The sequence below is a fragment of the Curtobacterium poinsettiae genome, from assembly GCF_025677645.1.
In the GTDB taxonomy this organism is placed as follows: Bacteria; Actinomycetota; Actinomycetes; order Actinomycetales; family Microbacteriaceae; genus Curtobacterium; species Curtobacterium poinsettiae_A.
Genome location: NZ_CP106879.1, coordinates 1,527,077 through 1,540,665 on the forward strand (window position 1 = coordinate 1,527,077; position 13,589 = coordinate 1,540,665).

Annotated in this window: 12 protein-coding genes; 9 read left to right on the top strand and 3 right to left on the bottom strand. The window is 71.7% G+C overall.

All coding sequences use genetic code 11. From position 1 onward, the window contains the following. The first annotated feature begins 211 nt into the window (after positions 1–211). The 6 genes from OE229_RS07480 to OE229_RS07505 all read left to right on the top strand — a co-directional run bounded on the left by OE229_RS07480 (position 212) and on the right by OE229_RS07505 (position 8,077). On the top strand, positions 212–2,548 hold the full coding sequence (locus tag OE229_RS07480) for a transglycosylase domain-containing protein (protein ID WP_262137241.1): 2,337 nt from the start codon (positions 212–214) through the stop codon (positions 2,546–2,548). Between the two features lie 138 nt (positions 2,549–2,686). After that, positions 2,687–2,986: an Asp-tRNA(Asn)/Glu-tRNA(Gln) amidotransferase subunit GatC gene (gene gatC, locus OE229_RS07485; protein WP_182065897.1), complete on the top strand. Its 300-nt coding sequence runs from the start codon at positions 2,687–2,689 to the stop codon at positions 2,984–2,986. Positions 2,987–2,997: 11 nt separating this feature from the next. After that, entirely contained in the window at positions 2,998–4,545 is a 1,548-nt protein-coding gene (gatA, locus tag OE229_RS07490) for an Asp-tRNA(Asn)/Glu-tRNA(Gln) amidotransferase subunit GatA (protein WP_262137242.1), read from the top strand. Beyond that, complete coding sequence (gene gatB, locus OE229_RS07495; RefSeq protein ID WP_262137243.1) at positions 4,545–6,050, top strand: Asp-tRNA(Asn)/Glu-tRNA(Gln) amidotransferase subunit GatB; 1,506 nt, start codon at positions 4,545–4,547, stop codon at positions 6,048–6,050. Before gatA ends, gatB begins: the two co-directional genes overlap by 1 nt. Positions 6,051–6,158: 108 nt before the next feature. After that, positions 6,159–7,358: a type III polyketide synthase gene (locus OE229_RS07500; RefSeq protein WP_262137245.1), complete on the top strand. Its 1,200-nt coding sequence runs from the start codon at positions 6,159–6,161 to the stop codon at positions 7,356–7,358. Then, entirely contained in the window at positions 7,355–8,077 is a 723-nt protein-coding gene (locus OE229_RS07505; RefSeq protein ID WP_262137246.1) for a methyltransferase domain-containing protein, read from the top strand. The genes OE229_RS07500 and OE229_RS07505 overlap by 4 nt, the downstream gene beginning before the upstream one ends. A 104-nt stretch (positions 8,078–8,181) precedes the next feature. Here the strand turns inward: OE229_RS07505 and OE229_RS07510 are convergent, their stop codons facing one another. Then, complete coding sequence (locus OE229_RS07510) at positions 8,182–9,231, bottom strand: zinc-dependent alcohol dehydrogenase family protein (RefSeq protein ID WP_262137248.1); 1,050 nt, start codon at positions 9,229–9,231, stop codon at positions 8,182–8,184. Between the two features lie 80 nt (positions 9,232–9,311). Here OE229_RS07510 and OE229_RS07515 point away from each other — a divergent pair, with 80 nt between their 5' ends. Further along, a complete protein-coding gene (locus OE229_RS07515; RefSeq protein ID WP_262137250.1) occupies positions 9,312–10,226 on the top strand; it encodes a DUF3097 domain-containing protein in 915 nt (304 codons plus the stop codon). Between the two features lie 70 nt (positions 10,227–10,296). After that, positions 10,297–10,950 (top strand): spermidine/putrescine ABC transporter substrate-binding protein, encoded by a 654-nt coding sequence (locus OE229_RS07520; protein ID WP_182065891.1) that lies wholly within the window; start codon positions 10,297–10,299, stop codon positions 10,948–10,950. Between the two features lie 138 nt (positions 10,951–11,088). Here the strand turns inward: OE229_RS07520 and OE229_RS07525 are convergent, their stop codons facing one another. Together OE229_RS07525 and OE229_RS07530 are read right to left on the bottom strand one after the other, a co-directional pair. Continuing rightward, complete coding sequence (locus OE229_RS07525; RefSeq protein WP_209133528.1) at positions 11,089–12,102, bottom strand: LacI family DNA-binding transcriptional regulator; 1,014 nt, start codon at positions 12,100–12,102, stop codon at positions 11,089–11,091. Continuing rightward, complete coding sequence (locus tag OE229_RS07530) at positions 12,099–12,521, bottom strand: DUF3054 domain-containing protein (RefSeq protein WP_220456603.1); 423 nt, start codon at positions 12,519–12,521, stop codon at positions 12,099–12,101. The genes OE229_RS07525 and OE229_RS07530 overlap by 4 nt, the downstream gene beginning before the upstream one ends. A gap of 115 nt (positions 12,522–12,636) precedes the next feature. On the opposite strand from OE229_RS07530, the gene OE229_RS07535 reads away from it, so the two are divergent. Then, on the top strand, positions 12,637–13,587 hold the full coding sequence (locus tag OE229_RS07535; RefSeq protein ID WP_262137251.1) for a hypothetical protein: 951 nt from the start codon (positions 12,637–12,639) through the stop codon (positions 13,585–13,587). The last annotated feature ends 2 nt before the right edge of the window (positions 13,588–13,589 follow it).

Sequence of the window (13,589 nt, forward strand, 5' to 3'; positions counted from 1 at the left end):
GACCCGCCGGTCGAGGCGACGCGGTGGGCGTGACCCGATCGTGACCGGCGGCCGACGTGCGGGAGGCATGGCGGGCCTCCCGGCCGGATCGGTGCACCCGTGCGGATCGCGACGCGTCCTCGGAGCGGGCTGGGTGGCAACCTGAACGCGACCGCAGCCTGCACTCGTTCCGGGGCAGAACCAGTACAGCCCTGCTGCCTACGGTGCCGTCATGCGTGTGGTGCGATGGCCTGGTGCTCTCCTGATGTTCGTGGTGATGTCCGTGCTCGCGGGCATGCTCGTCGCCGTCGCGGTGACGCCGGCGGTCGCCGTCGCGGGAGAGGGGACGTCCGGGGCGGTCTCGTTCTTCGAGGACCTGCCGACCTACCTCGACGTGCAGACCCCGCAGCAGGTGTCGTCCGTGTACGCGGAGCAGGGCGGGAAGCAGGTCAAGATCGCCTCGTTCTACGCCGAGAACCGCACGAACGTGACGGCGGACCAGATGGCGGACTCGCTCAAGCAGGCGGCGATCGACACCGAGGACCCGCGCTACTACGACGAGGGCGGCATCGACGTGCTCGGGACGCTCCGGGGCGTCGCCGCGACCGTCGTCGGCGGGGACGTGCAGGGCGGCTCGAGCATCACGCAGCAGTACGTCAAGAACGTCCTGGTGCAGCAGTGCGAGGAGCTCACCGGCAAGGACCAGGCCGCCACCGAGAAGAAGGTCGAGGCCTGCTACCAGGACGCGGCCGGCGTCACGCCGCAGCGCAAGCTGCAGGAGATGCGGTACGCGATCGCGGTGAACAAGAAGTACTCGAAGGACGAGATCCTGACCGGGTACCTCAACATCGTCGGGCTCGGCGGGCGGGTCTACGGTGCCGAGGCCGGGGCTGAGTACTACTTCGGCGTGCACGCGAAGGACCTGTCGCTCGTGCAGTCGGCCACGCTCGTCGCGATCCTCAACAACCCGTCGAACCTGCGCATCGACGTGCCGAGCGACAAGGACAACGGCAAGGCCAACGGGTACGCGCTGACGAAGGAACGCCGCGACTACGTGCTCCGCCGGATGCAGGCGCACGGGTCGATCACGAAGGCACAGATGACGAAGGCGATCGCGACGCCGGTCACGCCGAAGATCACCGAGACCGCCAACGGGTGCTCGACCGCCGCGACGAACCACGACGCGGGCTACTTCTGCGACTACGTCCGCGACCAGGTGCTGCAAGACCCCGCCTTCGGCAAGACCGCGGCGGCACGCATCGCCACGCTCGACACCAAGGGCCTGCAGATCCACACCTCGCTCGACCTCGACCTGCAGGGCCAGGCCCAGTCCGCGCTGTCCACCTACGTACCGTCCACGATGGCCGGCGTCGACGTCGGCGGCTCGAACGTCACCGTGGAACCCGGGACCGGCCGGATCATGTCGATGGTCCAGAACACCACGTACACGCAGGGTGACAACGCCGCGGCCGGCGCCACCGCGGTGAACTACAGCGCCGACTCCGGGTACGGCAACTCGGGTGGGTTCCAGACCGGCTCGACCTACAAGGTGTTCACCCTGGCCGAGTGGCTCGCCAGCGGGCACACCCTGTCCGACTCGGTCACCACCTCGGAGCACCAGTTCCAGAACGCCGAGTTCACCAACAGCTGCCAGAACGTCGCGGGCGGCACCTGGAACGTCGCGAACGCCGAGAGCGTGCCGTCGTCGATGTCGGTCGAGGCGGCGACGGTCGAGTCGATCAACACCGCCTACGCCCAGATGGGCAAGCAGCTCGACCTGTGCAAGATCGCCCAGCTCGCGCAGTCGATGGGCATCCACCGCGCCGACGGCGGCGACCTGACGCAGACGCCGTCCTCGATCCTCGGCGTGAACGAGCTGTCGCCGATCGACCTGGCCGAGGCCTACGCGGGCTTCGCCAACGGTGGCGTCGTGTGCACGCCCACCGCGATCGACTCGGTGACCGAGGCGGACGGCACGAAGATCACGCCGACGCCGTCGTCCTGCACGCAGGGTGTCTCGGCGGACGTCGCGGGCACCGTCGACTACGCGCTGCAGGGCGTGCTGTCCGGGTCGGGGACGGCCGCGAGCGCGAACCCCGGGGACAGCGTGCCGAAGTTCGCGAAGACCGGCACCACCGACGGCGACGTGCAGAACTGGCTGGTCGCGTCGTCGACGAAGTACACGAACGCCACCTGGGTCGGCAACGTGCAGGGGAACGTGAGCCTGGCGAACTGGCCGTTCCTGCAGGGCACCACCGGGTACAGCGCGAAGTTCGGGGTCGGGAAGTCGATGATGGCGTACCTGGACCAGACCGTCGGCGGGGGAGCGCTGCCCGCGCCGAGCCAGGCGATGATGGGGCAGGCGAGCAAGTCGTCGTCGTCGTCGTCTTCATCGTCGGGGTCCTCGTCCGCGCAGGGGATGACGCAGGACGCCCAGACGACGCCGACGCCGACGCCGACGCCGACGCCGACGGCTGCGCCAGCCGCTCCGGCTGCACCCGCTGCTCCGGCTGCGCCGGCGCCCGCCGCGACGGTGGCTCCGGCTGCGAGGAACCAGAACGGGAAGTGACCCTCTGACCCTCTGGAGGCCCGGTGCCGGTCCGGCGGACCGGCACCGGGCCTCCAGCCCGTCGTCCACAGCCGCGCCTGCGCGCCCGACGCAGCCAATAGACTGTGGGGCATTCCACGAACCGATCGACGGAGCACCATGCCTGACATCACGAGCGAGCAGGTCGCGCACCTGGCGAACCTCGCACGTATCGCACTCACGCCCGACGAGATCGAGAAGCTGACCGGGGAGCTGGCGCACATCGTCGAGAGCGTCGCCAAGGTCGCCGAGGTCGCGACCGACGACGTCCCGGCGACGAGCCACCCCGTGCCGCTCGGCAACGTCACCCGACCCGATGTGGTCGGCACGACGCTGACGCAGGAGCAGGCGCTCTCCGGGGCGCCCGACTCCGACGGCGAACGGTTCCGCGTGACCGCCATCCTCGGCGAAGAACAGTAGGGCGAAGAACAGTGACTGACGACATCACGAAGCTGAGCGCCGCGGCGCTCGCCGACGCCCTCGTGGCGCGCGACGTCTCGAGCGTCGAGGCCACCCAGGCCCACCTCGACCGGATCGCCGCCGTCGACGGCGACGTGCACGCGTTCCTGCACGTCAACCAGAACGCCCTCGCGGTGGCGAAGTCGATCGACTCCCGCCGTGCCGCGGGCGACGACCTCGGGCCGCTCGCCGGTGTGCCGATCGCCGTCAAGGACGTCCTGTGCACGCAGGACATGCCCACGACCGCCGGCTCGAAGATCCTCGAGGGCTGGGTGCCGCCGTACGACGCCACCCCCGTCGCGAAGCTCCGCGCCGCCGGCCTCGTGCCGCTCGGCAAGACCAACATGGACGAGTTCGCGATGGGCTCGACCACCGAGTTCTCGGCCTACGGCCCGACCCGCAACCCGTGGGACCTCGACCGGATCCCCGGCGGATCCGGCGGTGGTTCGGCCGCCGCGGTCGCCGCGCACGAAGCACCCTTCGCCCTCGGCTCGGACACGGGTGGCTCCATCCGTCAGCCCGGTGCCGTGACGGGCACGGTCGGTGTGAAGCCGACGTACGGCGGGGTGAGCCGCTACGGCGCCATCGCCCTGGCGTCCAGCCTCGACCAGATCGGACCGGTGTCCCGCACCGTCCTCGACGCCGCGCTCCTGCACGACGTCATCGGCGGGCACGACCCGAAGGACTCCACGTCCATCCCGGACGCCTGGCCCTCGATGGCCGCCGCCGCACGCGAAGGGCTGCAGGAGGACACGCTCCGCGGCCTGCGCGTCGGCGTGGTGCGGGAACTCGCCGGGGGCGACGGGTTCCAGGCCGGGGTCACCCAGCGCTTCCAGGAGACGGTCGCGCTGCTCGAGTCGGCCGGTGCGGTCGTCGTCGAGATCGACGCTCCGTCGTTCGCGTACGCGATCAGCGCGTACTACCTGATCCTCCCGGCCGAGGCATCGTCGAACCTCGCCAAGTTCGACTCGGTGCGCTTCGGCCTCCGGGTCACGCCCGAGAACGGTGCCACCGTCGAGGACGTCATGGCCGTCACGCGTGAAGCCGGTTTCGGACCGGAGGTCAAGCGGCGCATCATCCTCGGCACCTACGCCCTGAGCGCCGGCTACTACGACGCCTACTACGGCTCGGCGCAGAAGGTCCGCACGCTCGTGCAGCGGGACTTCCAGGCCGCCTTCGAGCAGGTCGACCTGCTCGTCAGCCCGTCGGCGCCGACGACCGCGTTCCCGATCGGTGAGCGCATCGACGACCCGCTGGCGATGTACCTCAACGACCTCACGACGATCCCGGCGAACCTCGCCGGCGTGCCCGGCATGAGCATCCCGAACGGCCTCGCGCCCGAGGACGGCCTGCCCGTCGGCGTGCAGCTGATGGCGCCCCAGCGCGAGGACGCGCGGCTGTACCGCTACGGTGCCGCCCTCGAGCGTCTGCTCGAACAGCAGTGGGGCGCGCCGCTCATCGCGTCCGTCCCGGACCTCGACCAGAGTCAGCAGTCCGCTGCGCAGGAAGGTGTGATCTGATGGCGCAGAAGGACGCGCTGATGGACTTCGACGAGGCGCTCGAGCGCTACGAGCCGGTGCTCGGTTTCGAGGTCCACGTCGAACTCGCGACGAAGACCAAGATGTTCTCGGACGCCCCGAACTTCTTCGGCGGCGAGCCCAACACGAACGTCACCCCGGTCGACCTCGGGCTGCCCGGGTCGCTGCCGGTCGTGAACGCACAGGCCGTGCGGTACTCGATCCAGCTCGGGCTCGCGCTCGGCTGCTCGATCGCCGAGTCCTCGCGGTTCGCCCGGAAGAACTACTTCTACCCGGACAACCCGAAGAACTACCAGGTCTCGCAGTACGACGAGCCCATCGCCTACGAGGGCGAGGTCGAGGTCGAGCTCGCCGACGGCACGATCTACAACATCCCGATCGAGCGCGCCCACATGGAAGAGGACGCCGGCAAGCTGACGCACGTCGGCGGTGCCACCGGCCGCATCCAGGGCGCCGAGTACTCGCTCGTGGACTACAACCGTGCCGGTGTGCCCCTGGTCGAGATCGTCACGAAGCCGATCTTCGGCGCCGAGCACCGGGCCCCCGAGCTCGGGGCCGCCTACGTGCAGGTCATCCGCGACCTCGTCCGGGCGCTCGGTGTCTCCGAAGCCCGCATGGAGCGCGGCAACCTGCGGTGCGACGCGAACATCTCGCTCCGCCCCCGCGGGCAGGAGAAGCTCGGCACCCGCACCGAGACCAAGAACGTCAACTCGTTCCGCGCCGTCGAGCGTGCGATCCGCTACGAGATCCAGCGCCAGGCAGCGATCCTCGCCGCCGGTGGCACGATCACGCAGGAGACCCGGCACTGGCACGAGGACACCGGCCGCACCTCGGCCGGTCGTCCGAAGTCGGACGCCGACGACTACCGGTACTTCCCGGAGCCCGACCTGCTGCCCGTCGTGCCGGACCCGGCCGTCGTCGCGGAGCTCCGTGCCTCGTTGCCCGAGGCTCCGGTCGCACGTCGCCGTCGTCTGAAGGGCGAGTGGGGCTTCGCCGACCTGGAGTTCCAGGACGTCGTCAACGGCGGCCTGCTCGACGAGGTCGAGGGCACCGTCGCTGCCGGCGCCGCACCACAGGCAGCGCGAAAGTGGTGGACCGGTGAGATCAGCCGCGTCGCCAACGCGCAGGACGCCGCCCCAGGTGACCTGGTGTCGCCGAAGCACGTCGCCGAGGTCATCGCGCTCGTCGAGTCCGGCGACCTGACCGACCGCCTGGCGCGCCAGGTGCTCGAGGGTGTCATCGCCGGCGAGGGCTCGCCGGCGCAGTTCGTCGAGGCCCGCGGGCTCAAGGTCGTCTCGGACGACTCCGCCCTGACCGCAGCGGTCGACGAAGCACTCGCGGCGCAGCCCGACGTGCTGGCGAAGATCCAGGACGGCAAGGTCCAGGCGGCCGGCGCGATCATCGGTGCGGTCATGAAGGCCATGAAGGGCCAGGCCGACGCCGCCCGCGTGCGGGAACTCGTGCTGGAGCGCGCGCAGCAGTCGTAGCAGTCCCACCTCGGAGGGCACGGTACCGGTCGGTGTCGTGCCCTCCGTGCGTCCCGGTCGTCGTGTGCATCCTGGGGACGCGTCAGCGATCCGGTGACAGGATGAGTCGTGTCCGCAACGATCCGCGCCATCGGAACCGCCGTCCCCGAGACGACCCTCGACCAGCCCAGGGTGCGTGACCTCTTCTCCGCCCAACCCGACCTCGGGCGGCTCGGCAGACGGCTCGTCCCCGCCGCGTTCGACGGGTCGGCGGTCGACCAGCGGCACACCGTCCTCGAGGAACTCGACTCCGAACGTGTCGGTGGTGCCTTCCGTGACGACGACGGCACCCTGCGCTCGCCGTCCACCGGTTCGCGCAACGACCGGTACCGCGAACTCGCCCCGCCGCTGTTCGTCGCCGCCGCCCGCGACGCGGTGGAACGCGCCGGCATCGCGCCGGAGGCCGTCACACACCTGGTGACCGTGTCGTGCACCGGGTTCACGCAGCCCGGACCCGACATCGACGTCGTCGAGCAGCTCGGGCTGCCCGGGGGCGTCTTCCGGCACCACATCGGTTTCATGGGGTGCTGCGCCGCGTTCCCCGCGCTCCGGATCGCCGCGGCGTTCGTCGACCAGGACCCGGACGCCGTCGTGCTCGTGGTCTGCGGTGAACTCTGCACCCTGCACGTCCGTGCCTCGAACGACCCCGACCAGATCGTCGCGAACAGCGTCTTCGGCGACGGTGCCGCGGCAGCGGTGGTCGCCCGCGACGGAGCCGGTCTGCGCTTCGACGAGTTCACGACGGCCGTGGTGCCCGAGGGAGCGTCCGAGATGGCGTGGAACATCGGGGACGAGGGCTTCGAGATGGTCCTGTCGACCGCCGTGCCGAAGCTCGTCGGCCTGCACGTCCCGAGCGCCGTGCAACCGCTGCTCGACGGCGGGTCGGCTTCGGACGTGCCGGTGTGGGCGGTGCACCCGGGCGGCCGGGCCATCCTCGACCGCGCCCAGGAGTCCCTCGGGCTGCCGGACAGCGCGATGGAGTCGAGCCGGCGCGTGCTGCGCGAACACGGCAACATGTCGAGCGCCACCGTGCTCTTCGTGCTGCGCGACGCCGTCGACGCCGGCCTCGAGGACGGCAGCGCCGTCGTCGCACTGGCCTTCGGCCCGGGTCTGACCGTCGAGAGCGCACGGCTCACCGCGGTGCGGACCGAGGCGTCGCTCGCGGCAGGACCCCTGGAGTCGCTGGCGGCCGAACCTGCGGCATCGCCCGCGGTGGAACCCGCTGTCGAACCCGCCCGCGTCCCCGTCGCGACCACGGGCGCGGCGTGAGCCGCCAGCGCGGCGGCACCACGGGCCTCCCGGCCGTCGACCTGCGCACCCGCGCGCTCGACCTGACCGAACTGATGGACGACCCGGACTGCGACCCGCGTGCGCTCGCGCGCACGTTTCGGCGCTTCGCCGTCGTGAACGCGCTCGTGAGCGGCTGGCGCGCGGCCTGGCGATCACACGTCGTGCCGGCCCTGCCCGCCAGCGGCCGTGGCCGGGTGCTCGACCTGGGGTGCGGTGGCGGCGACCTGGCCCGCTCGCTGGTGCGCTGGGCGGCGAGCGACGGCTTCGACCTCGAGGTCGTCGGGGTCGACCCGGACGAACGCGCCATCGCCGCGGCACGACGGTCCTCCCCGGCTAGTGTGACGTTCCGGCAGCAGTCGAGCGGTGACCTCGTCGCCGCTGGTGAGCGGTTCGACGTCGTCGTGTCGAACCACGTGCTGCACCACCTGGGCGACGAGGAGCGGCGGGGGTTCCTGGCCGATTCCGAGCTGCTCGCGAGCGGGCGCAGCCTGCACTCCGACATCCGGCGGTCGCCGGCGGCCTACCGGGCGTACGCGCTGGCGTCACCGCTCGTCGCGGCGGGGACGTTCATCCGCGTCGACGGCCTCCGGTCGATCCGTCGGAGCTTCACCGTGCCCGAACTCCGCGACGTGCTGCCCGGCGGGTGGCGGGCCGAGGCGGCTGCGCCGCACCGGGTGCTGGCGATCCGCGACGCCTGACCGGGCGTCGGCTGCCCGACGCGACCAGGCGACGGACGGGAGGCCCGTGGCGATGCTGCCACGGGCCTCCCGTCCGTCTGCCGGTGCGTCCACGACGCGCGCCGCTACGGGCGCAGCAACACCTTGATGGCGCGGCGCTCGTCCATCGCGCGGTAGGCCTCGGCGGCCTCGTCGAGCGGCAGCTCCAGGTCGAAGACGCGACCGGGGTCGATCGCGCCGGACAGCACGTCGGGCAGCAGTTCGGGGATGTACTTCCGGGCCGGGGCCATGCCGCCCGCGATGGCGATGTTCGTGTCGAACAGGTAGCGCGTGCCGATCGTCGGGACTCCGTGCGGGACCCCGACGAAGCCGACGTTGCCGCCGGGCCGGACCGAGTGCAGCGCCTGGTCCATGCTCTCCTCGGTGCCGACGGCCTCGACCGCGCAGTCGGCCAGGTCGCCGCCGAGCAGCGTACAGACCGCGGCGACGCCCTCGTCGCCGCGCTCCGCCACGATGTCGGTGGCACCGAACTCGCGGGCGAGCGCCTGACGGTCGGCGTGCCGGCTCATCGCGATGATGCGGTCCGCGCCGAGTCGCTTCGAGGCGAGCACGGCGGAGAGGCCGACCGCGCCGTCGCCGACCACGACGACGGTCTTGCCGGGGCCGACCGCGGCCGACACGGCGGCGTGGTGGCCGGTCGAGAAGACGTCGGACAGGGTGAGCAGCGACGGCACCAGGGCCGGGTCGACCGGGCCGGGGACCGCGACGAGCGTGGCGTCGGCGTCCGGGATCCGCACGTACTCGGCCTGTGCGCCGCCGACGGGGTCGCCGTACGCGTCCGTGCTGCCGAATCCGGACAGGTGGTCGCAGCCGGTGGTCATGCCGTTGCGGCAGGCCTGGCAGGTGCCGTCGTTCATGGTGAAGGGGGAGATGACGAAGTCGCCCTCGTGCAGGCCGGTGACGTCGTCACCGACGGCGACGACCTCGCCGACGAGCTCGTGGCCGATCGGCCGGGGCTGCTTCGTCTCGGTGACGCCGCGGTAGGGCCAGAGGTCCGATCCGCAGACACAGGCCGCGAGGACCTTGACGACGGCGTCCTTGCCGGAGAGGAGCCCGGGTCGGTCGCGCTCCTCGACGCGGATGTCGTTCGGGGCGTGGATGATCGCTGCGCGCACGGGCGGGCCTTCCGTCGAGATGATGGGGAACCGGCGCGGTCGACGTCGTCCGGGCCGTCGTCGACAGTACCCTCGTGCGGGTGGACGACGACCGGTACGGCGGCGATGTGCTCTCGGGGGACTGGCGCTCGCGCGGGGTGAAGAAGGTGCGGCAGGTGCCGCTCGAACGGGACATGGTGCTCGAGGACCCGGACTCCGGGTGGGCCGGTGCCGTGGTGGGGCTCGAGGCGGGCAACATCGCGCTCGAGGACTGGAAGGGCCGCACGCGCTCCTTCCCCTTCACCGGGCAGTTCCTGCTCGAAGGCGAGCTGGTGACGCTGGGGTGGCCGTCGGCGCCGGTCGGCCGGTCTGCCGCGGCCGCACCACCGGACAGGAGGCCCGGGGCGGCTCCGACGGTCAGGCACGCGTCCGACGGCGGTCGCCTCCGCACCGCGTCCGGATCGTTCGCCGTCGAGTCGCAGCGTGCTCGGGTGGCGCTCCCCAGCCGCATCATGGTCGAGGGCAAGCACGACGCGGAACTCGTCGAGAAGGTGTGGGGTGCCGACCTGCGCGTCGAGGGAGTCGTGGTCGAGGAGCTCTCCGGCGTCGACAACCTGGCCACGGTGCTCGACGAGTTCCAGCCGACGCGCGAGCGCCGGGTCGGCGTGCTCGTCGACCACCTGGTGCCCGGGTCGAAGGAGTCCCGGTTCGCCGACGCCGTGATGCGCGGCAAGTGGGGAGCGCACGTGCTCGTCGTCGGGCACCCGTTCGTCGACGTCTGGCAGTCGGTCAAGCCGGCGCGGGTCGGCCTGCAGGCGTGGCCGACGATCCCGCGCTCGATCGAGTGGAAGGCGGGCATCTGCCAGGCACTCGGCTGGCCGCACGCCGAGCAGGCCGACATTGCCAGGGCGTGGCAGCGGATCCTCGGGCAGGTGCGCACCTTCGCCGACCTCGAGCCGGAGCTGCTCGGCCGCGTCGAGGAGCTGATCGACTTCGTCACGGAACCACGGGCCTGAGAACCGGCGGATTGCCCGACGGGCGCGGTGTGCCGGGGGTGATCCGCGCCTCCAGGCCTACTGTTGAGGCATGGACGGCATCGACGGTCGCGTACGGGGCGCGGTCGACCTGTGGCTGCGCTGGCTGCCGCGCTGGCAGATCGGTACCGCCCGCCCGCGCACACGCATCTGCCGGAAGTGCACCGGGTCCCCGATCGCCGCGGCCGCGGGGTTCGGGCCCGACGTGCCGCACGCCGTCCAGCACGCGCTGATCGGGCGGATCTCGACCATCGTCGAGGACGCCGTCGACGACTACACGGCGAGGAACCTGCCGCTGCTGCAGCGTGAACTCGAGCGGGCGGCGGCCCGGAAGCGGCACGCGGGGTACCAGCCGGCCGAGGGGTTGTCGCCGGAGTTCCAGGGCCTCGACGTCGACCCCGAGCCGTCGCCGGGGTCGCCGTTCCTGTTCACCCTCGGCGAGCTGGCCGGCACCGGTGCGGGGGAGCAGACGCCGCGCGAGCCGCTGTCCGACGAGGCGAAGGCCGCGCTCCGGCACGAGATCGCGCTGTCCGACGAGTGTGCGCGCTCGACCGGGACGGCGGTGTGCCTGGCGCTCATCGACCACCGGCCGCGGATCGCCGAGGCCGTCGAACGGCTCGTGGAGCCGCAGATCGAGGCGCTGGTGTCGGACATGTTCCGCGGGTTCGACGGGCCGGAGGACGGGCCGCGCAGCGGGTTGTTCTGAGGTGCGCGGGCGCGGGGCGCGGGGCTGCGTTCGGTGCGAGGTTCCGTACTCGGTGCGAGGGCCGTCCGGCCTCACCGAGTACAGAACCTCGCACCGTTCGCACGGCTCCTCGCACGGTGCGAGGTCGGCGGGCCGGTGTCAGCGGGGGAGCAGGGTGCGGCCGGGGATCACGGTCCCGCGCAGTGAGCGGTGCTCGACCGGGCGCGCGGGGTCGTCGATGCGGCCGATGACGAGGTCGATGGCTTCGCGGCCGATGCGCTCGATCGGTTGCTCGAGCGTCGTGAAGCCGATCCAGTCGCTCGCCAGCGGGTAGACGCCGTCGAACCCGGTGACGGAGAGGTCGCGCGGGACCTCGACACCGCGGCGGGCGAGCGCCTCGCACACGTCGAGCATCAGCCGGTCGGTCGGACACATCACCGCGGTCACGCCCGACTCCTGCACGGCGTCCACCAGGTCGGCGGCGAGGTCGTCGGGCGGCCGCACGAAGCTCGCGTCGATGTCGATCACCCGGACGCCACGTGCCCGGAGCCGCTCGAGCATCGCCGAGGACCGCGCGTGCTGCGTGATCGCGTCGTCGAGCGGGACGGTGAGCACCACGGCCGAGGTGTGGCCGGCGTCGGCGACGGCGTCCGCGATGGAAGCCCCACCGTCGACCTCGTCGCAGTAGACGCTCGAGAGCGCCGGGTGCAGTTCGGGGCGACCGGCGACGACGGTGGCGATGCGGGGCGCGAACTCGGCGATGTCGGCGGACGGCATCAGGCCGCTGCAGACGACGAGCCCGTCGACGCGCATCGACACGAGTGCGGCGAGGGCGGACTTCTCGTCCTCGACCCGCCCGACACCCGTCGTGGTGACGACGCGGTAGCCGAGTTCGGACGCGCGGCGCTCCATCACGGCGTGCAGTGCGGTGTAGACCATCGACGAGGCGTCACGGACGAGCATCCCGATCGTGTTCGTGCGCCCGCTGACCAGCCCGCGAGCCATCGCGTTCGCGACGTACCCGAGCTCGGCTGCCGCTCGTTCGACGCGTTCGCGGGTCTCGTCCGAGAACCGTCCCGTCCCGGACAGCACGCGGCTCACCGCCGACTTCGAGACGCCCGCACGTGCAGCGACGTCGAGGATCGTCGGCTGGGAACCGCGGCTGCCGTTCACGCGTCGGACGCTGCGGCGTCCTGCCGCGACCGCGACCCGGTGAACCGGAGCACGCCGCGGGCGATCGCGCGCCAGCCGAGCAGGAACACCCCGAGCACGATCGTCGCGACGATGACGAACGAGATCGGCAGCGGGTTGCCGTCGACGTCCCCCTGGCCGGTGGCGACGCGGATGGCCAGACCGACGAAGACCGTGAGGACCCAGACCACGATGCCGGTCGGCCAGAAGCGCAGCGGTCGAGCCCATGCCCCGCTCGTCACGTACCCGATCGCCCAACCGGCCAGGAACGGGTAGGCGGTGGTCCAGAGCGCCAGGGCCGTGTTGGCCTCGCCGTGCGACGAGCGCCCGATGAGCGCGAAGACGACGATGAGGACGACGTCGATGACGGCTGCGAGCCAACCCCAGGTGCGTGCGTTCACCCGCTCATTCTCGCAGTTGCTGATTCATCCGCTTGCGACTGTGGACGGACGCGGCTGTCCACAGGCTGATCCGGCTGTACTCGCACCGTGCGAGGTGTCCGCCAGCATCCGGTGCATGGCTGCTCATCCCCGTTTCCCCGCCGTCCCAGACTGCACGGTCCTCGTCGCGCACGAGTCACGACCCGACGAGGCCGCGGCGATCCGGGTCCGGGCCCGCGCTGGGGAACTGATCCGCATCGCGCACGGCCGGTACGCCGACACCGAGCGGTGGAAGGGCCTCCGCCCCGAGCAGCGGCACCACGTGCTCGTGCGATCACTCGTCGACCGGATCAGACCCCGCTTCGTCGTGTCGCACCTGTCAGCGGCAGCGGTCATCGGTGTGCCGCACGTGGGCCGGTGGCCGGAACGAGTCCACCTGACCAGACCCGGGCGTGATGCTCGGACGACCAACGCCACGTTCGTCGTGCACGCCGACTTCGACCCGTCGATGGCGGCCACGTGGCGGTTCCGCACGGACGACCTGACCCTGACGGGGTTCGACGGGACGGCCGTGGACCTCGCCATGACCTTGCCGATGACGGAGGCGGTGGTGGCCCTCGACCGGCTCCTCGCCCTCGGCGCGGACCGCGACGCCGTCCTGGACGGGGTCGCCCGGCGGGGACGGAAGGGCCGGCGCCGTGCCCTGCGGTCCGTCGGTTTCGCAGACGCAGCCGCTGACTCGGTCGGGGAGTCGCTGGTCCGGGTCCGTCTGGACGAGTACGGCGCTCCCACCCCGGTGCTGCAACGACGCTTCACCACCCCGGGCGAGCCGGACATCGTCGTGGACTTCTGGCTCCCGGACCAGGGCGTGGTGATCGAGTTCGACGGTGAGGTGAAGTACCGCGATCCAGGGCTACGCGGAGGGCGGTCGGCGGAGGACGTCGTCATCGCGGAGAAGTACCGCGAGGACCGCTTGCGCTCCTTCCCCGAGGTACGCGGTGTGATCCGGTACGGCTGGAAGGACGTGTGGGACGAGCCCGCGTTCCGCGCGAAGCTTCGGAATGCCCGGGTACCGATGTCACGGTGACC

Bases quoted from the DNA above. Each gene is read 5' to 3' on its own strand.
- OE229_RS07480 (WP_262137241.1), top strand. From the start codon at position 212: ATGCGTGTGGTGCGATGGCCTGGTGCTCTCCTGATGTTCGTGGTGATG.
- gatC (WP_182065897.1), top strand. From the start codon at position 2,687: ATGCCTGACATCACGAGCGAGCAGGTCGCGCACCTGGCGAACCTCGCA.
- gatB (WP_262137243.1), top strand. From the start codon at position 4,545: ATGGCGCAGAAGGACGCGCTGATGGACTTCGACGAGGCGCTCGAGCGC.
- OE229_RS07520 (WP_182065891.1), top strand. From the start codon at position 10,297: ATGGACGGCATCGACGGTCGCGTACGGGGCGCGGTCGACCTGTGGCTG.
- OE229_RS07535 (WP_262137251.1), top strand. From the start codon at position 12,637: ATGGCTGCTCATCCCCGTTTCCCCGCCGTCCCAGACTGCACGGTCCTC.